Origin of the sequence: Venatoribacter cucullus, assembly GCF_016132445.1 — a bacterium.
In the GTDB taxonomy this organism is placed as follows: domain Bacteria; phylum Pseudomonadota; class Gammaproteobacteria; order Pseudomonadales; family Oceanobacteraceae; genus Venatoribacter; species Venatoribacter cucullus.
Map to the genome: position 1 here is coordinate 2218470 of NZ_CP046056.1, position 23506 is coordinate 2241975.

Below are 23506 nucleotides of genomic sequence, written 5' to 3' on the forward strand. Positions count from 1 at the left end.
TCAGTGTTCCTCTGAATTTTTTTGCAGTGCGGTAACAACCTGATCCATACCGGCACTGCGCGACCCTTTCACCAGAATGACATCCTGCTGGTTGGTCTGTTGTTGTAAAAATCGCACCAAATCATTTTGGGTTGCGAACCAGTGCGCTCCGGCACCAAATGCGTCCGTGGTAGCTTTGCTCAGCGGCCCGGTGGCCAGCACATGCTGAATTCCCTGACGACGGGCATATACACCGATATCCGCATGTTGCTGCACGGCATCGGCGCCAAGCTCGGCCATATCACCCAGCACCAACCAACTGCGCGGGGCGTGCTTCAGTACATGAATAGCGGCTTTAACCGAAGCCGGGTTGGCGTTATAGGCGTCATTCAGAATACGCTGCCCCTGCGCACCGCTTACCCATTGCAAACGGCCGGCCACTGCACCGGCACTCTGCAAACCGGCAATAATTGCTTCCGCCGGCAATTGCAGAGCAAATCCTGCAGCGGCCACAGCCAGGGCGTTACGGATATTGTGCTCACCCAGCAGCGGTAAATTCACCGGCCATTGCTGTGCGCCAAATAACAACGTGAAATGGCTGCCCTGCAAATCGGTCTGGATATTCTGTGCCCGCACATCAGCAGCAGCGCTGAAACCAAAACTCAGTTGCTGTTTATCCGCCGCGCGCTGAGACCAGCGGCTGTAAAACGGATCATCAGCATTCAGTACCGCAACACCACCGGGCTGAATAAAATCCAGTAATTCACCTTTGGTCTGCATTACCCCTTCCAGGCTGCCAAAGCCTTCAATATGCGCTTCCGCGGCATTGGTAATAATGCCCACCACAGGTTTTACCCACTGCGCGGTGTAGGCAATTTCGCCGGCACCGCTGGCACCTAATTCAATTACCGCCGCTTCATGCTGCGGCTGTAACGCCAGCAAGGATAACGGGGCGCCGATATGGTTATTCAGGTTGCCTTGCGTCATCCAGGTATTGAACTGTTGGCTCAGTACACTGTGCATTAATTGTTTAACGCTGGTTTTACCGGCACTGCCGGTAACTGCCACTACCGGGCCGTTAAACAGCGAACGGTTATAACCGGCAAGTTCACCCAGCGCCTGCAGTGTATTGGCCACCTGCAGCTGTACGATGCCGGCATTGGCCTGTGCTGTTTCAACCAGTGCCGCGACGGCACCGGCGTTACCGGCCGGTGCAATAAAATCATGGCCATCAAAACGCTCGCCACGCAGCGCCACATACAGATCACCCGGCTGAACCGTGCGGCTGTCAGTGCTGATACCGGTTACCATCAGGTCAGCATCAGCCACTACCTGAGCACCGGTAACCGCTGCAATTTCCTGCACCGTAAAAGACTTAAGCATGCTGTACTCCGGCGCGCCGATAGCCCTGCTGCAACAACACATCCGCATCCCGGTAAGGATGTTTAACCCCGGCAATATCCTGATAATGTTCATGGCCCTTGCCGGCAATCAGTACAATGCCGTCGGTGGTCGTTGCCGCCAGTGCTTTAACGATGGCCTGACGACGATCATGTTCGGTATTAATACCCGCAACACCGGCCAGTACATCGTTAAAGATCTGCTGTGGATTTTCATGGCGCGGATTATCGTCGGTCAGCCACACCTGCTGGCTCAGTTCTTTAACCACCGCCGCCATTAATGGCCGCTTGCTGCGATCACGCTCGCCACCACAACCAAATACTGTGGTCAAAGGACGCTGCCATGCACGCAGGGCTTCCAGCACATTACGCAACGCATCCGGAGTATGGGCAAAATCCACCACTGCCAGCGGGGCATTGTCTTTTACGTATAATTCCATCCGTCCGGCTACTGCCTGTAAGCGCGATGCTGCGGCACACAAGGCATTGAAATCCTGGCCCTGCCAGCTCAGCACAGTAATAGCGGCACAGACATTGGCCAGATTAAATTCACCAATTAATGGCAACACCAGCTGAGCAATGCCCCAGGGCGTGGTTAATTCCGCATGCATGCCCTGCATATCCAGCGCCAGCAGCTGATAACGGATTTGCGCATCCGTATCATGGCCGTAGGTGGTTACCGGAGCGCGCAGATTTTTTCCGGCGGCCAGCAAGCGGCCATATTCACCCTCGGTATTAATCAGCGCGTGAGCCGCGCTGTAATCGGTGAACAACCGGCGTTTGGCAGCGACGTACTGTTCCATGCTGCCGTGATAATCCAGATGATCCTGAGTAATGTTGGTTAACACCGATACCGCAAAGGATAACCCTGCCACCCGTTCCTGCTGCAGGCCATGCGAAGACACTTCCAGCGCCACAAGGTTCACGCCCTGCTGCTGTAATTGTTCCAGCTGGCGCAAAATTACGGCCAGATCGGCGGTGGTATTACGGGTCGGTTGCAGATCGCCCCAGCGACCATTACCCAGGGTGCCCAACACACCACAGGGCACACCGCATAATTCCGCCAGTTGAGCAATGTATTGAGTAACAGAGCTTTTACCATTGGTGCCGGTAACCGCTATTAATTGCATAGCGGAAGGGTCATAACGGCGGTACAGCCATTGCTGCAGGTGACTGCCAACTTCCGGCGCCAGAAAGACCGGCACCATGGGAAAATGCGGGCTGCTTTCACAGCGAAAACCCATATCGCCTTCGGCCAGCACGGCTACAGCGCCATTGGCGATGGCAGCCTGAATATATTCATCACCATGAACACTCAAGCCACGACGGGCAATAAACACATCGCCTTTCTGTACATCGCGGCTGTCGGTAACAATATGGTTAAATTCACGATTCCATTCCGGTGGCAGAAAGAAATCACCGGCAATTAATTCAGTCAGCTTCATGCCGGACCTCCCGCCATCTGTAAGTTTTTTACACTGCCATCATCCGGCGCCACCTGACGCAAGCGCAGCGCCTGTTCCATAATCCGTGAAAATACCGGCGCTGCGACTTCACCGCCGTAATACTCACGACCTTTCGGCTCATCAATCACCACCACCAGCACCAGATCCGGATCAGACACCGGCGCAATACCGGAAAATACCGCGGTATAAACATCGTCTTTGTAACCACTGCCACCGACTTTATGCGCCGTACCGGTTTTGCCCCCGGCACGGTAACCCGGCACAGCGGCGCGACTGCCGGTGCCGGCTTTGGAAATAACGGTTTCCAGCATATCCAGCATCTGGCGGGCCACTTTTTCCGACATTACCGGCTGACAGGGCATTGCCACCCCCTGCTCCATCACCAGCCGCAGCGGCTTATGGCAGGCACCCTGGGTAAAATTGGTGTAGGCATAGGCTAACTGCAGCGGTGACATGGCCAGACCGTAGCCATAAGAAACAGTGGCCAGACGTAAATTATCCATCTGCTCCGGATAGGGCATCTGACTGATGGCTTCGCCGGGAAACCCCAGCACACTGGCCTGACCGATACCGGCCTGAGTAAAAAACTGCCACAAGGATTCCGCACCCATTTGATGCGCCAGCTTCACCACACCAATATTGCTGGATTTGGTAATCACACCGGTAATATCCAGCACGCCGTAATTACGGTGATCGCGGATGGTTTTATTGCGGATACGCATAAACCCCGGCGCGGTATTGACTTCAGTGCCAGGGGAGTAACGGCCGGACATTAATGCCGCCGCCACGGTAAAAGGCTTAATGGTCGAGCCAGGTTCAATTAAATCGGCAACGGCGCGGTTACGCATATGTTCCGGCCGTAAGGCCGCGCGGTTATTCGGGTTATAAGACGGCTGACTGACCAGGGCCAGCACATCGCCGCTGCGCGCATCCAGCAATACCGCGCTGCCGGAACTGGCTTTATGCTGATTTACGGCCGCTTTTAATTCCCGGTAGGCCAGATACTGCAGACGCAGATCCAGCGTCAGCTGCAGATCACCGCCCGGCTGTGCCACGTCGCGTACCTGCAGCTGCTTGATAACATTGCCGTATAAGTCTTTAACCACCTGCCGGGAACCGGGCTTACCCTGCAAATACGCATCGTAGGCCAGCTCCAGACCTTCCTGGCCACGACCGTCAATATTCACAATACCCAGTGTGTGCGCGGTGACTTCGGCAGCCGGATAAAAACGGCGGAAATCATCTTCGCCATAAACACCGGCCACCCGGCGGTCCAGTACCTGCTGCGCCAGCGCTGGCTCCACTTGCCGGCGCAGGTATAAAAAGGAACGTCCGGCCGCGGCGGCCCGCTCCGTACGGCGCACCAGTTCGCGTACGTTTATGCCCAGGTCAACAGCCACGGCAGGCAACTGCTGCACATTCACCTGCTGCGGATTCAGCCACAGGTTCACCACCGGCGTACTGACGGCCAGCGGCTTACCAAAACGATCGGTAATCATGCCGCGCATGGCCGGCTGAACCTCGGTACGTACCGTACGCTTTTCGCCCTGTTCAAACAGGAACGGCTGTTCCACGGTGTGCAGCATCACCAGCCGCACCAGCACCGCCAGCAACAACAACGCAAACATGCCCAGCACCAGCCTGAAACGCCAGCGGGTAATGCCTTGTGGTTGTGGTTCCTGTTTACGCGGCTGAGCGTTCATTTACGCAACACCTGCACTTGTTGTGGGTCGGTCATGTTTAATTGTTTGCGGGCCAGCTGATCCAGCCGGCCATGGGCACTCAGCGTGCTGCGTTCCAGCAACAGCCTTGTGTACTCCTGCTGCAACGACAAACGCCGCGCATCCTGTTGTTGCCATTGCTGCAGCAATTCGCGGTGCTGATGGCTCACCGCCACCTGCGCCAGCGCCGCTGCCAACACCAGCAACCACATCAGCAGCGGCATCAATGCAACCGCTCGGCAAGCCGCAACACCGCACTGCGGGCGCGGGCGTTGGCACGCACTTCGTCATCGCCGGGCATAATGGCTTTGCCGATTTTCTTCATGGTGCGGCCCAGCATATCGTCGGTCACTGGAATGCCACGGGGTAACTCGCGGCCATTTTCCTGCGTGCGGATAAAGCGCTTTACCATACGGTCTTCCAGCGAGTGGAAACTGATAACCGCCAGCCGGCCACCGGGTAACAACAGATCGACACTGTCGGCCAGCGCACGCTCCAGATCACCCAGTTCGTTATTCACGGCAATACGGATAGCCTGAAATGCCCGGGTGGCCGGGTGCTTGTGTTTTTCCCAGGCCGGGTTGGCCTGCTTCACAATTTCCGCCAGCTGCAGGGTGCGGGTAATGGGTGCTTCCTGACGGGCCAGTACAATGGCGCGGGCCATGCGCCGGCCAAAACGCTCTTCACCGTACTCTTTGAACACCCGCGCCATTTCATCTTCGGCCGTGGTCATTACCCAGTCGGCGGCACTGATACCGGCCTGCGGGTTCATGCGCATATCCAGCGGGCCATCTTTCATAAAGCTGAACCCACGCTCGGCATCATCCAGCTGTGGGGAAGACACGCCCAGATCGAGCAGAATGCCATTCACCTTAGTGATACCCAGCTGCGCCAGCGCCGCCTTCATATCGGCAAAACTGCCCTGCACAATCTGAAAGCGGCTGTCTTCGGCAGCCAGCTCATGACCACTGGCAATCGCCAGCGGGTCTTTATCAATACCAATCAGGCGGCCGGCCGGCGCCAGCTTACTGAGCAGTAAACGGCTGTGACCGCCGCGGCCAAAGGTACCGTCCACATAAATGCCGGCCGGGTCGTTCAGACAACCATCCACGGTTTCGTGCAGCAACACCGTGGTGTGGGCTGATTCAGGCAGGCTCATAATGACAAACTCAACATTTCAGCCGGTAACTGATCCGGCTGACTGACCATATCCAGATACGCATCGCGGCGGTTATCCCACTGCGACTTGCTCCATAATTCCAGCTTCTTACCCTGGCCCAGCAGCACGGCCTCTTTCTCCAGACCGGCGTATTCGCGCAATGACGGCGGCACCAGAATACGGCCACTGCCATCCAGCTCCAGATCCGTTGCGTGACCAATCAGCAAACGCTGAATACGGCGGGCCGCCGGGTTAAAGCTGGGTAAGGCTTCAATCTGAGCCTGAATCGGCTCCCACTCATTAACCGGGTAAATCAACAGGCAGTGCTCTTCCGTGTCGATGGTTGCCACCAAACGGCCGCCACAGAGCGCCGCCAGCGCATCCCGATGTTTGGTCGGGATCGCCAGACGCCCTTTAGCATCCAGATTGATCGTGTGCAGCCCACGGAACATAGGTCCATCCTGTTGATCATGATTAGCAGAGGTGGGTGCTTACTAACGCAAGCAAATAACCACAAGAACCCACTTCTGCCCACATTTTTCCACTTTGCGACACTATAGAAACCCAGTTGGTCTTTTGCAAGCACCCAAAACCCCGCCGGAGCGGCATTTTTACTAGGTGCCACAAGCACTTAGACACAGACTGCAACAGGTGGCAGAACGCCGGTGTTCAAATACCGAACAACACCACAAACCTGCATAGGGAAGTTAAAGTAAAGTATAAAGTTAGCACCCACTAACATTATGATTTATGAAAATTTTACGGCGTTAGTAATTACAAACATGAAATAAATCTAAGGTTAAAATGGCACAGCCACGGTATGTCTTGGCGATTGAAATCCCCTGTGCCAGACTCCGCGCCAGTTTCCCGCCACCGCCATTCTGTGAGACCTGCTATGAAACGCTACCTGTTGCAACCCCTGATCAAAGGCTCGATGGTAGTAATCCCGTTACTGGTGACCATCTGGTTGTTGTGGTCGGCCTTACTGTGGCTGAACAGCCTGGGCAGCAATGCCCTGACGGCGCTGGGCATCGACATTATGTTCCCGGGCATGGGGCTGATAATCATGCTGCTGGCTCTGTTGCTGGTCGGCATGCTGTTTCAGCTGAACCCGGTCACCTGGCTCTACCAGTATGTGGAAGACGCCCTGCTGCGCTTCCCGCTGGTCAAAACGCTGTACGGTGCCGTAAAAGACTTTGCCGCCATGCTGGACAAAGACAAGCAACAGGCGCAGGCGGTTGTACTGGTGGATATGCCGGGGCTTGGACAGGTTATCGGGTTTATTACCGCCACCCGCATTCCGCCCCAGATTCAGACCGTTAACAGTGCCAGCGATCTGGTGGCCGTCTACCTGCCGATGAGCTACATGGTGGGGGGCTATACCTTATTTATTCCCCGCTCACGCCTGACCGAGGTGGACTGGTCATTTGAGGATGCCATGCGCTTTGCCCTCACCGCCGGGGTATCGCAAAGCCAGGCCCGCACACGGCACAGCAACACAACGCCAACTGACGCTGGCGGACAGCCTTTGTTATAGTGCATATACTTTTATTGACTTATTAACACTGCAACCAAGGCATCCCGCATGGAAGGTACGACCAGCCCGGACTTAACCCCGGAACAGATTCAGCATTTTATCCCGTTCGATGAACTGTCCGTCGGCGCGATCACTGAACTGCTGCCGCATTTCCGTTTTTACCGGGTCGATGCCAAAAAAGTGCTGTTCAAACGTGGCGAAGAAGACAGCGAATGCCATTTCTTACTCACCGGCAGCGTTGACCTGGCCGATGATCAGTTCCGCATCACCCCGATCAAGGGCGATGACGACGAAAACTTTCTCGCCCTGGATGCCAGCCACAGTATTCATCGCCATGCTGCCATCAGTCAGACGCCCTGTACCCTGTTCGCGGTTAAGCGTCAGCATCTGGAACTGATTACCACCTGGTCGGAATTAACCCAGTCCTGGCAACAGGATGACGATAACGCCGACTGGCTGGAAACCCTGCTTACCTCCGGGCTGTTCAACCGCATACCGCCGGGCAATATTCAGAAGCTGCTCAGCCGCTTTAATGAACGGCCAGTGGCACTGGGCGAACAGATTATCCGCGAAGGCGAAGAAGGCCACGAATGCTATGTCATCAAACAAGGCAAGGCGCTGGTAACCCGCCAGCACAACAACAAAACCGAGACACTGGCCGCGCTCAGTAATGGTGACCTGTTTGGTGAAGATGCCCTGATCAGCAACCTGCCCCGCAATGCCAGCATCACCATGAGCAGTGATGGGGTATTAATGGTGCTGACCAAAGAAGATTTCGACGTACTGCTGAAGCAACCGGTACTGAGCTACGTCAGCGAGGACGAGCTGGAAAGCCTGATCGCCGATGGCGATACCGGTACCGTGATGCTGGATGTCCGCCTGCCGCAGGAAGTAGCCGCTAACCCGCTGCACCGCGCCCAGACTATTCCACTGGCCCAGCTACGCAACCGCCTGAATGAATTGTCTAACGCTTTTGTCTATGTTGTGGCCGGCGAAGGCCGGGCCGAAGCGGCCGCCTATATTCTCAGCGAAGCGGGCTTTGAAGCCCGGGTACTGAAGCAAACCAGCCAGCACTGAGGCGGGAAATAACCCCTACTGGCCGGAAACAACCGGACAATGTAAGACCACTTGCGCCACCACGTTACACAAAGACCACTAAAAAGTTACACAATGTAACCCTTCAGGCCAAACTCAGAATACCTACAAAAAACCACCAGCCACCCTCTCTTTTATCGTGATTCACTGCCGCAGCTGCCGGTTATGCCGTCAGTACTCAACGCACGGCCCAACAATAACGATAAACGGAGATCACCACATGAACAGTATCTGGGTTACCTGGCCCTCGCTGGTCAAGCTCGGCACCCTCGGGATTTTTGCTGGCTTAATTACACTGGCTGCCGAACGGCAGGAGTTGTTCAAAAACAACCTGTTTGATTTCGAACGCTGGGATGAATACAACGCCGACATCAACTGTGATGAACGCAGCCTGAATGCCCGTACCGAAAACGGTACCTGTAACATTCTGGAAAACCCGTCAGAAGGTTCGGTTATGCGTCGTTTCGGCCGTAACGTTGAACTGTCCGCCGCTCAGGGCGAAACGGAAGCCGACACCCTGTTAACTCCGAACCCGCGTGAAGTCAGTAACGTACTGCTGTCCCGTGGCGATGATTTCAAACCGGCCACCTCGGTTAACTTCATTGCTGCCAGCTGGATTCAGTTCATGACCCACGACTGGTTCTTCCATGGCGAAAACAGCGCCGAAAACCCGATTGAAGTGCCGCTGCCGGCCGGCGACAGCATGGGTTCCGGTACTCTGAAAGTGCGTCGTACCCAACCGGATACCACCCGCATCGCCTCTGAAGCACACTTGCCGGACAGCTATCAGAACCATGTTACCCACTGGTGGGATGGCTCGCAGATTTACGGCAGTGATCTGGAAACCTCCAACAGCATCCGTGAATTCCAGGGCGGTCGTCTGACCGTGAATGCCGATGGCACCCTGCCGCGTGAATTCTTCTCTGGTCTGCCGAAAACCGGTTTTGTGGATAACTGGTGGGTCGGTCTGAGCATGCTGCACCAGCTGTTCGTAAAAGAGCACAACGCTATTGCTGAAACACTGGCGGCCAGCTACCCGGATAAAGATGATCAGTGGCTGTACGACAAAGCCCGTCTGGTCAACTCCGCCCTGATGGCGAAAATTCACACTGTTGAATGGACGCCGGCCATCATTGCCAACCCGGTTACCGAGCGTGCCATGTACGCCAACTGGTGGGGTCTGGCTGGTGACGCCAACAAGCGTGACAAGTACGGCGCCGAACTGGACAAGATTTATGAAGATCTGGCCAAAAAAGATTCCTGGATCCGCCGCATTCTGGGTCTTGACCCGAAACTGGCTGAAGCCATGGAAAAAGGCGACTTCCTGGAATGGGCGATTACCGGTCTGGCTGGTGCGCGTAAGTCTGACAACGCCGGTGTTCCGTTTACCCTGACCGAAGAATTCGTCTCGGTTTACCGTATGCACCCGCTGATGCGTGACAATATCGATATTTACGACATCGGTTCTAACGTCGTCGACAAGAGCGTTGCCCTGGAAGAAACCCGTGACGGCGCCGCCGAAGACATGCTGGACCGTGAAGGTTCTGACCGTCTGTGGTACTCCTTCGGTATCACCAACCCGGGCGCCCTGGTACTGAACAACAACCCGGAATTCCTGCGTAATCTGGATCTGCCGATCGTCGGCAAAATGGACATCGCCGCTATCGACGTAATCCGTGACCGTGAGCGTGGTGTACCGCGTTACAACGAATTCCGTCGTCAGATTGGCCTGAACCCGATCACCAAGTTTGAAGATCTGACCAAAGATCCGAAAACCCTGGCCGATCTGAAGCGTTTGTATAACAACAACGTTGAAATGATCGACACACTGGTCGGCATGATGGCGGAAACTGTGCGTCCGGAAGGCTTCGCCTTCGGCGAAACCGCATTCCAGATTTTCATCATGAACGCTTCCCGTCGCATCATTGCTGACCGTTTCTTCACCTCGCACTACACCCCGGAAGTTTATACTCAGGAAGGTTATGACTGGGTAGAAAACAACACCATGGTGGACGTGCTGAACCGTCACTTCCCGCAACTGAACACCTCTCTGGTGGGCGTCGATAACGCCTTCAAACCCTGGGGTCTGAACATTCCGGCTGACTACGATCAGTGGGATGCCTGTGCCAAGCAGGAGCTGCTGTGGACCAACGGTGTGAAGCGCACGACCTATGCCGAAGGCGAACTGCCGGCGATTCCGGATGTAGACACCCGCGCTATGATCAGCCGCATTCTGTGGGACAAAGTCCGCTACGTTGGCGACGTTGCTCCGGTTGGCCATACCAAGCCGATCCATCCGCACGGTGCGGTGGCCAAAGTAGCCTTTAATGCCACCGCCAACCATCCGTATACCGGTGTGTTCAAAGGTAACGAATGTGGTCTGCTGCGCATGTCGGTAACCGGTGATCCGGCCAAACGTGGCGTCCAGCCAGGTCTGGCATGGAAAACCTTTATCGATGGCAAGCCGTCTGAAAACGTTGCTGCGCTGTACACTCTGACCGGCCAGGGCAACAACTACAACCTGTTTGCCAACGAGCTGTCACAATATGTGCGTCCGGAAGCCAACGACACTCTGGGCAGCACCATTCTGTTCTCGCTGGTCACCACCAAGCCGACGCAACTGATGGTGAACGCCATGGCCGAAGTAAACTCTGACGGTAGCGCGGCTGCGAATGCCAAGTCACCGACCCAGATCTACTTCGTACCGGCGGCTGACGTGAAAAACCGCTTCAGCACCGCGGCACACGATTTCCGTACTGACCTGCTGAGCCTGCCGGCCGGCACCAAGCTGTACGATGTCTACGCGACTGACAAATCGATCCAGAACTCCATTTTCAGCAGCATTGCCGCCCGCTATGCCTCTGAACGCCGCAACAGCGCGGTGAAAGTGGGTGAGATTGTGCTGACCTCTGAATTTGCTGCCTCCGCTTTCGGCGACTCCGGCATCTTCTTCAAGCATCAGCGTTACGAAGACCGGTAATCCGCCGGTTGATGGTTGCAATAAGGGGTTACGGTTCGCCGTAACCCCTTTATAAGACCTATAAAAAAACCGCCGCAGATAACTGCGGCGGTTTTTTTATGGAAGCGAAAAAGCGGCGCTGCTTACAGCTTGCCGGCTTCTTCGGCCAGGTATTTAGCTACGCCTTCCGGAGAAGCGTTCATACCTTTATCGCCTTTCTTCCAGCCAGCCGGGCACACTTCGCCGTGGGCTTCGTGGAATTGCAGGGCTTCAACCAGACGCACCAGCTCATCAATGTTACGGCCCAGCGGCAGGTCGTTGATGTTGGCAGCGCGGATCACGCCTTCTTTGTCGATCAGGAACGCACCACGCAGCGCCACGCCACCGGCGGTTTCTACGTCGTAGGCTTTACAGATACCGTGGTCAACGTCAGCCGCCATGGTGTACTTAACCGCACCAATGCCGCCTTTATCCACCGGGGTGTTACGCCAGGCGTTGTGAGTGAAATGTGAATCGATGGAAACCGAGATCACTTCCACACCCAGTTGCTTGAAGGCATCCATACGGTGATCCAGAGCGATCAGCTCAGACGGGCACACGAAGGTGAAATCCAGCGGGTAGAAGAACACCAGGGCGTATTTGCCTTTGGTGGCTTCAGCGAAGTTATAGGAATCTACGATGGTGCCATTACCCAGTACCGCCGGAACGGTGAAATCGGGGGCTTTTTTACCTACCAGAACGCTCATTGTTTAACTCCCTTTGAGTTGCAGAAATACATCATCGGATCAACCGGCTGCCGGGCGGCAGAACGGTACAGAGCTGGTATCATACATGGCGTATCGGGCAGCGCCTACCCACAACAAGAATGCCGGCAGCGCCTGTAACCGCTCACCAGAAACAGGATAAGTCCTTGTGCTGAAAGGATTTTCTGCATTAGTCATACGGCTTAACCAGCACCGTCTGTTGCTGGGAATGCTGGCTGCTTCCCTGTTGCTGCACAGCCTGTTACTGGCACCGGGCTGGCACTGGCCACAGGCTCAGCCCCAGCCGGTGGTTATTCTGGCGAAAATCCGCAGCCCCGAGCCGCAGGCCCCTGTCCGCCACGATACAGCGGCAAGTCAGACGGCCGCTCCTGCGAACCAGCCATTACCGCCAACACCCCCTCAACCGCAGCCACCAACTAAGCCGCTACAGACCACTAACGCCGCCAGCCGCCCGCTGCCATCCGTGCCACAGCCTGCCAGCCCTGAACAAACCGCGCAGACCACCAATAAGAACACCAGCAGCGCAGTATCAACCACCCCTGATGGCGAACAGCCCGACAGCCGCCCGGGCCTGACCTTCAGTAAAGAAGAACAAGCCAGCGACCCGCTGGAATACAGCTACCAGCAACAATTATTAGCGCACCTGCGCCAGCGCTTGCGCGCACCGGCCGGTTTAAAGGGCAGCGTACGGCTGGAAATTCAGTTCAGCTACCGCCAACTGGCCACGAACATTCAGGTAATTCACAGCAGCGGCAACCCCAGGCTGGATGACTGGGCCATGAAAGCCGTAATGGCCGCCAACCCGTTCCCGCCGGTGCCGGCGGAGTTGCCGGCCGACTACATATTCCGGCCGACGATTAAGACGGAAGAGTAAAATGGTTAAGCGTTATGCGTTCAGGGTTCTGTGTGCCCGGCGTTGAATGACAAAGCACGCCCAACGCTCAACCCAGAACCCCTAACCCGCCGTTTTGCCCGCCAACATCCGGTACAACACCGGCACCACAATCAGCGTCAGCAGGGTCGATACCAGCAAACCACCGATAATGGCCCAGCCCATCGGTGCCCACATGCCAGAACCCGACAGCGTCAGCGGTAATAACCCACCCACGGTCGTCAATGTGGTCAGCACAATGGGCACAAAACGGGTTTGCGCGGCTGCCGCAATGGCTTCCATGACCGTCATGCCATCGCGGCGCATCTGGTTGGCGTAATCCACCAGAATAATGGAGTTATTCACCACAATACCGACCAGCGAGGTTAAGCCGATAAAGGCGGTAAAACTGAAGGTAAAGCCGGTGAAAAATAACGCCAGTAACGCGCCGATAATGGCGAAAGGAATGGCCGCAAACACAATCAGCGGCTGCACAAAGGAACGGAACTGCAGCACCAGCACGGCAAAAATGCCCATCACCGTCAGCAGCAGGGCTTTCGCCATACCACCGAAAGCTTCTTTGCGGTTTGCCTGTTCACCGCCCACGGTAAAATGCACGCCGGTGGGTAATTGCAGTTGCTGTAAGCGCGCCACCAGATCATTGGTCACCGCTTCGGTGGTAAAACCGGGTAACACATCGGCGGTTACCCGGGCCATGCGTTCGGTATCAAAATGCTGGAAGCGGGCAATGCTGGTTTCCGGTTCCAGCGACGCCAGCTGCAACAGCGGCACCAATGTGCCCTGAGCGGTGGGAATCTGAATATCGGCAAAGGTCTGCAACTGCGGCGAACTGTATTCCGACAGCCGCAATACCAGCTGATATTCCTCGCCATCGCTGTCCCGGAACAGCCCCACCGGCGTGCCCACCAGTGCGGTGCGGATGGTGCGGTCAATGGTGCTTAACGGAATGCCCAGTAACGCGGCTTTATCGCGGTTAATCTGTACGTGCAGATCCACTTTAAAATGCCCGGCCGGGTTATCAATGCCCACCAGCCCGGGCGTTTGTTCCATCTGTTCGGTGACCTGCTGCGCCACCTGCTGAATATCGCTTAATACTTCACCCAGCACGCGGATTTCCACCGGCGCTTCCACCGCCGGCCCCTGCAGGAATTCTTTTACGGTAATTTGTGCGCCGGGAATCTGCACCAGTTGCTGGCGTAAGGTCGCCACTAACGGTTCTACCTGAGCTAATTCATGCGCGCTGAGGCTGACAAATAATTGTGCATAATTCACCGTCTGCCGCGACGGCATGGTGTTGTAATACACGCGCGGATTACCGCGGCCAATATTGGCGGCAATATCCACCACCAGCGGATGCTGGCGCACCAGCGCTTCAACCCGTGCCGTCATGGCATCGGTCTGGTCAAAACTGCTGCCTTCCGGCATATCAATATTCACCAGCAACATGGGTTTTTCCGCTTTCGGAAATAAGCTGACGCCGATAAAAGGAAACAACGTCAGCGAGCCGATTAACAGCAGCACCGAAATGCTTAACACCCGTCCCGGCCGCTGCAATGCACGGTTTAAATGACGCTCATAGCTACCACCGGCGACGCGCATTAATAAGCGCTGCGCCAGGGGGATTTTATCCGAACGCCCCAGCCGGCTGGCCAGCAACGGCGTCAGGGTTAACGCCACCAATAATGACGCAAATAACGTCAGCACCACGGTCACCGGCATGGCGCGCATAAAGGTACCCGAGCCGTTCTGCATCAGCAGCATGGGTAAAAACGCCAACACTGTGGTTAACGTCCCTGACGCCACTGCCCAGGCGACCTGGGAGCTGCCACGCACCGCGGCTTCGGCCGGAGTATCCCCATCACGCAAATGACGACTGACGTTTTCCACCACCACAATGGCGTTGTCCACCAGCAAACCCAGTGCAATCACCAGACCGACAATGGACATCTGCTGCAAACCGAAACCGGCAATATCCACCCAGCCAATGGCAATAAAAATGGATAACGGAATCGCCGCCACCACCACCAGCGCCGGGCGCAACCCCAACACCAGAACCGACAGCACCGCCACCAGCACCAGACCCTGATTTAAATTATCAAAAAAATGGCTGATCTGACGCGCCACACTCAGGGATTGATCCATCACCACATCGAGACGGATATGCCCCGGTAAGCGATTTTGTTGATAGTTCTGCAGCACGGTTTCCATGCCATCACGGACCTGAAAAATCTGGCTGCCTTTGCGTTGTACCGCCGCCAGAAAAACCGCTTTTTCACCGTTCAACCGGGCCCGGTAACCGGGCAGGGTTTCGGCCAGGGTAATGTGAGCCAGGTCGCGCAAATAAATAATGCGGCTGCCTTCGGCGCGCACCACCGTCGCGGCAATGGCTTCCAGCGATTCATAATCGCCGCTGGTGCGCACCGTAAACCGCCGGTCGCCGGCATGGGCGTGACCACCGGGTAAATTCTGTGCCGCACTTTGTACCGCGGCGGCAATGCTATCCAGACTGATACCCAGTGCATTGGCTTTGCGTTGCTGAATCTGAATCTGTACTTCCAGCGCTGGCAGCGCGGCAATATCGACCCGTTTAACCCCCGCCACCCGTTCCAGCTGTTGCTCCAGGGTTTCGGCGTGTTTTTTCAACTCGCTGTAGTCCGCCTGTTCTGATACCAGCGCCAGTTGCAGAATGCTGACATCGGCGGGGGAAATTTTATCGATATCCAGCGCCACAATACTGGCCGGTAACTCGTTGCGGATACGGGCCACCGCCGCTACCACATCATCGTATTTATCTTCCGCATTGGTGCCGTATAAAAACTCAATGCGGATCACCGCCAGGCCATCTTCAATGTCGGTTTTAATTTCGCGCACATCGTCCAGTTCATTCAGGACGTCTTCAATCGGATCGACCACCAGTTTTTCCATATCCAGTGGCGTGGTACCCGGATTCACCACCTTAATCATGGCGGCAGAAAAATCGAATTGCGGGTCTTCCGACCGGGGCATGGTAAAAAATGACACCACCCCCAGCAGCACCAACAATAAAAACATCACCCAGGTAAATTGGTGATTGCGGATCGCCAGCTCAGGTAATTGCATGGTCTGCCCTCAGTGGCCGCGCTGTTGCACAACACTGACCGCACGGCCAGGGCTTAAATACGCGGCACCGGCCACCACCACCTGCTCGCCCTCGTCCAGCCCGCCGGTAATGACCAGCTGGCCCGACTCCAGCGCCAGCAGCGGCAGGCGCCGCAATTCGGCCTGCTGCTGCGCGTTCACCACAAAGACTTCCACTTCACTTTGCATGCCCAGCTGGCGCGCCTGCTCACTGCGGAAGGCGCGCACCATGGCGGCCGGCGGCAGCAAAATGGCCGGACGGGTATGCACCGGGGTAATACTGGCATGGCCAACAAAACCGGCCAGTAACGGCTGACTGCCTTGCTCCAGCACCCGCAGTTCTACCCCAAAGGTTTGGCTCTGATCTGCCCGCGCCGCCAGTTCGCTGATACGGGCAGGGAAAGACTGACCAGGAAAGGCATCAAACTGCACCGCGGCCTGATCTTCCAGGCTTAAGCGCACAATATCGCGGTCGCTGACGCCACCGCGTAACACCCAGCCGCTCTGGCGCGGCGCAAACAAAAAGGCGGGGGTACCGGGGGCAACCATTTCGTTATTTTCGATGACCCGTTTCAGAATACGGCCGTCGGCCGGTGCGCGAATAACCGCATGACGCTGATTAAAACGCGCCACGGTCAGATCGGAACGCGCCACATCGGCCTGCGTTTCCGCCGTTTGTAATTGTTCAACCGATAAGGCATCGGAACCCTGCAACGACTGAAAACGGGCCAGATTACGCTCGGCATTGGCCAGTACCGATTCGGCCTTGGCGACCTGTGCGTCAATTTCCTCCAGATCGAGCGCCGCCAGCAGCTGACCTTCTTTGACCCACTGGCCTTCATTCACCAGAACTTTGCGCACTAACCCACTGATTTTAAAGGCCAGATTCTGTTCCGATTTATTTTCCAGCACCCCACTGAAACGCACCGGGCGGGCATAGTCCTGCCACTCAACCGTCACCACCTCAACCGGCAAAGCAGATTGTGGCGTAGCGGCCGGCTGGGCCTGCACGAACGGCAACCAACCCAGGAATACGAACAGGCACAGGCGCAGACCTGTGGTAACAGACATCAGCATGACAGAACCCCGGTTATTGTTATCAGTGGGATGGGCTGAACAGCGACCTGGCGGTCGCCATGTTTACACCGAAAACATACTATGCCGGAGCGGGTCGCGCGGTCAACGGCTGTGCTATTGACGCTGCGGCAACAGGCAGGTTGAATGGCCGCAGACCTTATAGGAAGCCCAGCATGTCCGGCCCGGATCAACATCAAAGCGCAGAAACCAGCAGCTACCATCATGGCAACCTGCGCGAAGCCCTGCTGCAGGAAGCCATTCTGTGCATCCGCCGCGAAGGCGTAGAAAACCTCAGCCTGCGGGCGCTGGCACGCAATATCGGCGTCTCGCAAACCGCCCCCTACCGCCATTTCACCGACAAAAACGCCCTGCTGGCCGAGCTGGCCACCCAGGCGTTTAACGAACTGGCCGACAGCACCGCAGCACTGATCCGCCCACAGCAAAGTGCCGCCGCCAATATGCAACTGGCTGGCGAAGCCTATCTGCGTTATGCCCTGCAGAATCCGGAAAAATACCGCCTGATGTTCGGCAGCGCCATTGTGCAGCGCGACCAATATCCGGCGCTGGTACAGGCGGGCAATCGCGGCTTCAGCATTTTGCTGCAACTGATTGAACAGGGCATAAGCAGCGGCGAATTTATAGCGCATTCCCCCCTGCTGCTGGCCAACGCCTGCTGGTCGAATATTCACGGTTTTGCCCTGCTCAGCATCGACGACCTGTTCGCCCGCCGGCCACTGCCGGCCAGTATCGACATCATGCTGCAGCGGCAGATTCAGTTCACCCTGCGCAGCCTGCAGCAACAGCCACAACCCCTGCCCGGCCTGAACTGACACAACCGGACAGATGCCCGCTTGCAACGAACCCGTTATACTCGCCGGTTTTATACTATGCCCGCAGCGCATTACCGGTTAACCATGGAGAAACCGCATGAGCAATAACCCGACCGATCTGAAATACAGCACCTCGCATCAGTGGATCCGTGCCGAAGCCGATGGCACTTTTACCGTTGGCATCACCGACTTTGCCCAACAACAACTTGGTGATGTGGTGTTTGTTGAACTGCCGGAAAACGGTGCCGATGTGGGCGCAGAACAGGATGTGGCCGTGGTTGAATCGGTAAAAAGTGCCTCCGACGTCTACGCCCCGGTGGCTGGCCGTATTACTGCTATTAACGAAGCGCTGCCGGACACGCCGGAACTGGTGAATGAAGACCCGTACGGCAAAGGCTGGTTTTTCAAAATTGAGCCGGTCGATGCTGCCGACCTGGACAACCTGCTGGACGCCGACGCTTACGCTGCCACCTGCGAATAAGCTGGCCGTGCCTGTGTTACGGCCGTGAACTGGCGGTATTCCCGGCGAAAAATCTTTCCTCGTTCCCATGCTCCGCGTTTCCTCGTTCCCACGCTCCGTGTGGGAACACAACAGTACCAGCAAGGGCTACCACGCAGAGCGTGGGAGCCAGATGAATCTTTCCTCGTTCCCATGCTCCGCGTGGGAACGCAACGGTACCAGCAAGGACTACCACGCAGAGCGTGGGAGCCAGTTATTCCAACGCTCCACATTCCTCGTTCCCACGCTCCGCGTGGGAATGCAATGGTACCAGCAAGGACTACCACGCAGAGCGTGGGAGCCAGTTAAAAATCTTTCCTCGTTCCCACGCTCCGCGTGGGAATGCAACGGTACCAGCAAGGGCTGCCACGCCGAGCGTGGGAGCCAGTGAGACCTATTCAGACCACCAGCTCTTTCCTCGTTCCCACGCTCTGTGTGGGAATGCAACGGTACCAGCAAGGACTACCACGCCGAGCGTGGGAGCCAGTTATTCCAACGCTCCGCATTCCTCGTTCCCACGCTCCGCGTGGGAATGCAACGGTACCAGCAAGGGCTGCCACGCCGAGCGTCGGAGCCAGTGAGACCTATTCAGACCACCAGCTCTTATCCACCGGCAGCAGTCCTTCGCTATAGGCGTAGTCTCTGGCACTGGAATAGCGCCAGTGTTCGGCGTTATCAACATATCCCCGCTTGACCGGATTCTGATGAATATATTCGATCTTTTGCTTCATCATCTCCGAACTGCTGATCCATTCAGGATGAACACCTTCTTGCCAGAGCTGCCATTGACGGTCGGTTTTATGGGCAAGTTTTAGTTGCTGAAACTGGTTCAGCAAGGTCGTGGCTTTTCTCTGCTGTAAGTAATCCAGAAGCTGACGAGCGGTGAAGGATTTGAACCGGGTAATGTCTTTATCAAGCTGCTGACTTTGAGCTATCAGGTGCAGGTGGTTTTCAAGAATAACCCAGGCGTGAATGCGCAGACCTTCATTCATCAAAAAGCGAAACGATTGCAGCAGAATGTCTACAGACTCAGGTCGGGTAAAGACAGGCAACCACCCCTGCACCGTCAGGGTCATAAAATGCGGTTGATCGGGATAAATAAATCTGTAACGACTACGGCCCATGAAACACTCCTTGTTTCCAGCTCAAGGCTACCACGCAGAGCGTGGGAGCCAGTTAACCTGCTTTCCTCGTTCCCACGCTCCGCGTGGGAATGCAACGGTACCAGCAAGGGCTGCCACGCAGAGCGAGGGAGCCAGTTAGATGATGAAAACGCAATTTCCTCGTTCCCCCGCTCCGCGTGGGAACGCAACGGTACCAGCAAGGGCTACCACGCCGAGCGTGGGAGCCAGATGTTTATAGCTTATTATGTATTACCATTTATAGCTTATTGTGCATTACGGTTTATAGCGTATTGCGCGGGATACCCCATCCATGCCCTTCACCGTGCCAATCGGTTACACTCCCCGCTCCAATATTCATGCCTTTGTGTCTTTGCTATGCCTGCTCTCCGCCCCGCTCTGCCTGCCGATATTCCTGAAATTCTGCGCATTCAGGCGCTCTGTTACACCAGCATCGAGCCGGAACGGGCCTCGGCCTACGCCAATAAGCTGGCCATCGCGCCCGATTGTGCCTTTGTGGTGGAGCAGGGCTCCGGTGCGGGTTTGCTGGCGTATGTGTTCGCGCTGCCCATCCAACTGGCTAAGCCACCGGCGCTGGATGCCGATGATTTAACCCTGCCAGCTGCGGCCGACAGCTTGTATCTGCACGACTTAGCGATTGACCCGGCCGCACGCGGGCTAAAACTCAGCCAGCCCTTAATGCAGGCATTTTTCCACGCCGCGCAGCAACGCCAACTGGCACAGGCCAGCCTGATTGCGATTCAGGGCTCACAGCCCTTCTGGCAGCGCTATGGGTTTCACAGCGAACATCCGGTATCGCAGCAGGCGGAAGTACGGGAGAAAATCCGTGTGTATGGCGAGGCGCAGTATTTGACCCGCCAGCTGGCGGGTCAGCCGTAAGCAGGCCGGTCAGGCGGCGGTAAAAAACCGCCGCCGCACCGCGCTTTCCAGTTCCAGAATCAGCAACACCGCCACACCGCAGCCCACGGCAAACAGCAGCGCCGGAGCATCGAGTGATGCGGTGTTAAAGGTGCGCTGGAACCAGGGCACCCAGGTGAACAGGCTCTGCACCAATACCAGCGCAGCAATGGCCAGCCAGATCAACGGCGTACCCAGCACGCCACGCAGGGTAATAGACGGGGTATCGAGGTAGCGCACCGCAAATAAATAAAACAGCTCCATGGCCACCAGCGCATTCACCGCCAGCGTGCTGGCGTAAGTGCCATCACCGGTACGGGCCATGCCCCAGTTCCAGGCGGCAAAAATACCCGCCAGAAACAGCAGCGATACCAGCACCACCCGCTCCACCAGAAAGCGGCTGAGCAGCGGTTCATCGCGCCGGCGCGGCTGGCGTTGCATCACATCCGGTTCGGCCGGTTCAAACGCCAGTGTCATGGCCAGAATCACCGAGCTGACCATGTTCACCCATAAAATTTGCAGCGGCGCGATGGGCAGGGTTAAGCCCCACAGCAGCGCCACAATCAGGCTGATGGATTCACCGCCGTTAATCGGCAGCAGAAAGGCCACGGATTTTTTCAGGTTCTGGTAGACGGTACGGCCTTCCTGCACCGCCGCCGCCAGGCTGGCGAAGTTATCATCCAGCAGCACCACGGCTGAAGCTTCCCGCGCCGCTTCCGAACCTTTCTGGCCCATGGCAATGCCGACATCGGCGGTTTTCAGCGCCGGTGCATCGTTAACACCATCGCCGGTCATGGCCACCACGCCATGTTCCTGCTGAATGGCCTGTACCAGTCGCAGCTTGTGCTCCGGGCTGGTGCGGGCAAATACGCTTACCTGTCCAACCCGCTGCTGCAGCTGCTCATCACTCAGGCCATCCAGCTCCGCCCCGGTCATCACCTGCTCAGGGTTCTGCAGCCCCAGCCGGGCGGCAATGGCTCCGGCGGTAAGGGCATGGTCGCCGGTGATCATTTTTACCTGAATGCCGGCGGCCTGACATTCGGCCACGGCGTCAATGGCTTCCTGCCGTGGCGGGTCCATCAGACCCACCAGCGCGAGCAACTGCAGCTCCTGAATATCGTCCATCTGTAATTCCGGCCGCTCGGCCGGCTTGCAGGCCAATGCCAGCACCCGCTGCCCCTGGGCGGCAAAATCCGCAATCACCTGTTGCCAGGTTTCCGGTTGCAGAGGCTGCGGCTGCAGGTTGTTATCCAGTTGAGTGCTGCAACGCTGCAGAATGGCCTCCGGCGCCCCTTTTACCCAGATCATACGCTGACCACGGTGGTCGTGATTCAGCGTTGCCATAAAGCGATGCTCAGCATCAAAGGGAATTTCATCGCTGCGCGGCCATTGGCGACTGAGGTCATCCGGCAACTCACCCAGTTTGTGCGCCAGCACCTGCAAGGCAGCTTCCATCGGGTCGCCATGAATGCTGACCTGGCCGTCCTGCCGGCTGACCGAGGCGTCGTTGCACAGGCTGGCGGCGCGGGCGATCTGCTGTTGCAGCTCCGCCGATAACCCCGTCGCCAGCTCACCATCCATTGCATAACCCGCGCCGCTCACCGCCAGCTGCTGCTCGGCGGCCGCCACCGCGGCCACCATCATTTCATTGCGCGTTAAAGTGCCGGTTTTATCCGAGCAGATCACCGACACCGCGCCCAGGGTTTCAATCGCCGGCATGCGCCGGATCACCGCTTTGCGGCTGGCCATGCGGCGCACGCCGACGGCCAGGGTAATGGTGAGAATGGCCGGCAAGCCTTCCGGAATCGCCGCCACCGTTAAACCCACCACCGCCATAAATAATTCCGGGAAGGGTAAATCACTGAGTAAGTAGCCCAGCCCCAGAATGGCGGCACCGGTGCCGATCACCACCAGCGAAATAAAACGGGCAAACTCATCCATCTGCGCCAGCAGCGGTGTCTGCAGCTGCGTGGTGCTTTGTAATAAGCCGGAAATACGGCCGATTTCAGTCTTGCTGCCCGTCGCCACCACCACGCCACGGCCGGTACCACGGGTTACCAGCGTGCCGGAAAAAGCCATATTCAGCTGGTCGCCCAGCGGTTGTTCACCGCTGAGTGCGTCGGCATTTTTTTCCACCGCCAGCGATTCACCGGTCAGAACGGATTCATCAATGGTCAGGTTGGCGCAGCGCTCCAGGCGGATATCCGCCGGCACCCGGTCGCCAGGTTCCAGCAGCACGGTATCGCCGGGCACCAGTTCAACCGCTGCAATGCGCTGACCATGACCGTCACGGATCACCGCCGCGGTCGGTGCCAGCATATGGTGAATGGCGGCCAGCGCCTGCTCGGCCTTACCTTCCTGAATCAGACCAATCAGGGTTTGCAGCACCACCACCGCCATAATCACGCCACTGTCGACCCAGTGGCCGAGCATGGCGGTAATGACTGACGCACTGACCAGCACCAGAATCAGCAGGTTGCTGACCTGCGCCCACAACCGCGCCAACAGGCTGCGCGGCGGCTGCGCGGGAATGCTGTTCGGCCCATGTTGTTGCAGACGAGCAGCGGCTTGCGCCGCTGACAAAGGCTCACTGGCGTGTAATTGCTGCCGCACGGTGGCAGCGGTCAATTGATACAACGGTGGGACAGACGATGAACGTTCAGCAGAATCCGGCATACCACATCCCTGCAAAGCATAAGTAACAGTTGCGACCAGTCTAAAAAGTTTTAACCGGCATCTCTATGCGTAAAATCAACGAAAAACCGCTCAGGACGTAAGGAAAAGTCAACCGCCAACGGCCTTTCTGACGGTGTGGAATACTGGCAAGTCCGATCTGTAACAACCTTTTCGCAGTTGCTACCTGCTCTGATGCGCAGTCGGCGCTATAATAGCGGGCGATTACAGGCGGCTACCTCTGGCAGCCACCCCGGGATATACGTTAGTAGTAACACGGGACTCAGTGGTTGTCCCGG

At 56.8% G+C, this 23506-nt stretch carries 18 protein-coding genes; 7 read left to right on the top strand and 11 right to left on the bottom strand.

The genetic code is table 11. The features are described from left to right. Genes GJQ55_RS10535 through mraZ form a run of 6 tightly spaced genes read right to left on the bottom strand, consistent with a single transcriptional unit; the run spans window position 1 to window position 6177 of the window. Window positions 1-1362: a UDP-N-acetylmuramoyl-tripeptide--D-alanyl-D-alanine ligase gene (locus GJQ55_RS10535; RefSeq protein ID WP_228344923.1), complete on the bottom strand. Its 1362-nt coding sequence runs from the start codon at window positions 1360-1362 to the stop codon at window positions 1-3. Beyond that, the gene (locus GJQ55_RS10540) at window positions 1355-2824 is read right to left on the bottom strand and encodes a UDP-N-acetylmuramoyl-L-alanyl-D-glutamate--2,6-diaminopimelate ligase (RefSeq protein ID WP_228344924.1); all 1470 of its coding nucleotides are present in this window, start codon (window positions 2822-2824) and stop codon (window positions 1355-1357) included. Before GJQ55_RS10540 ends, GJQ55_RS10535 begins: the two co-directional genes overlap by 8 nt. Continuing rightward, entirely contained in the window at window positions 2821-4548 is a 1728-nt protein-coding gene (locus tag GJQ55_RS10545; protein WP_228344925.1) for a peptidoglycan D,D-transpeptidase FtsI family protein, read from the bottom strand. Before GJQ55_RS10545 ends, GJQ55_RS10540 begins: the two co-directional genes overlap by 4 nt. Further along, on the bottom strand, window positions 4545-4790 hold the full coding sequence (ftsL, locus tag GJQ55_RS10550) for a cell division protein FtsL (protein ID WP_228344926.1): 246 nt from the start codon (window positions 4788-4790) through the stop codon (window positions 4545-4547). Before ftsL ends, GJQ55_RS10545 begins: the two co-directional genes overlap by 4 nt. Continuing rightward, on the bottom strand, window positions 4790-5725 hold the full coding sequence (rsmH, locus tag GJQ55_RS10555) for a 16S rRNA (cytosine(1402)-N(4))-methyltransferase RsmH (RefSeq protein WP_228344927.1): 936 nt from the start codon (window positions 5723-5725) through the stop codon (window positions 4790-4792). The genes ftsL and rsmH overlap by 1 nt, the downstream gene beginning before the upstream one ends. Then, window positions 5722-6177, bottom strand: coding sequence for a division/cell wall cluster transcriptional repressor MraZ (gene mraZ / locus GJQ55_RS10560; RefSeq protein WP_228344928.1), 456 nt, complete (start codon window positions 6175-6177; stop codon window positions 5722-5724). Before mraZ ends, rsmH begins: the two co-directional genes overlap by 4 nt. Before the next feature lie 443 nt (window positions 6178-6620). On the opposite strand from mraZ, the gene GJQ55_RS10565 reads away from it, so the two are divergent. The 3 genes from GJQ55_RS10565 to GJQ55_RS10575 all read left to right on the top strand — a co-directional run bounded on the left by GJQ55_RS10565 (window position 6621) and on the right by GJQ55_RS10575 (window position 11337). Next, entirely contained in the window at window positions 6621-7262 is a 642-nt protein-coding gene (locus GJQ55_RS10565; protein WP_228344929.1) for a DUF502 domain-containing protein, read from the top strand. A gap of 48 nt (window positions 7263-7310) precedes the next feature. After that, on the top strand, window positions 7311-8339 hold the full coding sequence (locus GJQ55_RS10570) for a cyclic nucleotide-binding domain-containing protein (protein WP_228344930.1): 1029 nt from the start codon (window positions 7311-7313) through the stop codon (window positions 8337-8339). Window positions 8340-8577: 238 nt separating this feature from the next. Then, window positions 8578-11337, top strand: a complete 2760-nt coding sequence (locus GJQ55_RS10575; protein ID WP_228344931.1) for a peroxidase family protein — start codon at window positions 8578-8580, stop codon at window positions 11335-11337. Between the two features lie 122 nt (window positions 11338-11459). Here GJQ55_RS10575 and GJQ55_RS10580 read toward each other — a convergent pair whose 3' ends face one another. Next, window positions 11460-12062: a peroxiredoxin gene (locus GJQ55_RS10580; protein WP_228344932.1), complete on the bottom strand. Its 603-nt coding sequence runs from the start codon at window positions 12060-12062 to the stop codon at window positions 11460-11462. A gap of 166 nt (window positions 12063-12228) precedes the next feature. Here GJQ55_RS10580 and GJQ55_RS10585 point away from each other — a divergent pair, with 166 nt between their 5' ends. Further along, window positions 12229-12954 (top strand): TonB family protein, encoded by a 726-nt coding sequence (locus tag GJQ55_RS10585; protein WP_228344933.1) that lies wholly within the window; start codon window positions 12229-12231, stop codon window positions 12952-12954. An 81-nt stretch (window positions 12955-13035) separates the two neighbouring features. Here the strand turns inward: GJQ55_RS10585 and GJQ55_RS10590 are convergent, their stop codons facing one another. Then, window positions 13036-16071, bottom strand: coding sequence for an efflux RND transporter permease subunit (locus GJQ55_RS10590; protein ID WP_228344934.1), 3036 nt, complete (start codon window positions 16069-16071; stop codon window positions 13036-13038). 9 nt (window positions 16072-16080) lie between these two features. Continuing rightward, the gene (locus GJQ55_RS10595) at window positions 16081-17166 is read right to left on the bottom strand and encodes an efflux RND transporter periplasmic adaptor subunit (protein ID WP_228344935.1); all 1086 of its coding nucleotides are present in this window, start codon (window positions 17164-17166) and stop codon (window positions 16081-16083) included. Window positions 17167-17339: 173 nt separating this feature from the next. On the opposite strand from GJQ55_RS10595, the gene GJQ55_RS10600 reads away from it, so the two are divergent. After that, window positions 17340-17996: a TetR/AcrR family transcriptional regulator gene (locus tag GJQ55_RS10600; RefSeq protein ID WP_228344936.1), complete on the top strand. Its 657-nt coding sequence runs from the start codon at window positions 17340-17342 to the stop codon at window positions 17994-17996. Between the two features lie 97 nt (window positions 17997-18093). Then, a complete protein-coding gene (gene gcvH, locus GJQ55_RS10605) occupies window positions 18094-18477 on the top strand; it encodes a glycine cleavage system protein GcvH (RefSeq protein WP_228344937.1) in 384 nt (127 codons plus the stop codon). Between the two features lie 602 nt (window positions 18478-19079). On the opposite strand, the gene GJQ55_RS10610 is transcribed toward gcvH, so the two are convergent. Next, entirely contained in the window at window positions 19080-19619 is a 540-nt protein-coding gene (locus GJQ55_RS10610; protein WP_228344938.1) for an REP-associated tyrosine transposase, read from the bottom strand. A 375-nt stretch (window positions 19620-19994) separates the two neighbouring features. Here GJQ55_RS10610 and GJQ55_RS10615 point away from each other — a divergent pair, with 375 nt between their 5' ends. Next, window positions 19995-20516 (top strand): GNAT family N-acetyltransferase, encoded by a 522-nt coding sequence (locus GJQ55_RS10615; RefSeq protein WP_228344939.1) that lies wholly within the window; start codon window positions 19995-19997, stop codon window positions 20514-20516. Between the two features lie 9 nt (window positions 20517-20525). Here GJQ55_RS10615 and GJQ55_RS10620 read toward each other — a convergent pair whose 3' ends face one another. Further along, window positions 20526-23210 carry a cation-translocating P-type ATPase gene (locus GJQ55_RS10620; RefSeq protein ID WP_228344941.1) on the bottom strand — a complete coding sequence of 895 codons (2685 nt, stop codon included), beginning with the start codon at window positions 23208-23210 and terminating at the stop codon, window positions 20526-20528. Window positions 23211-23506: the final 296 nt, after the last annotated feature.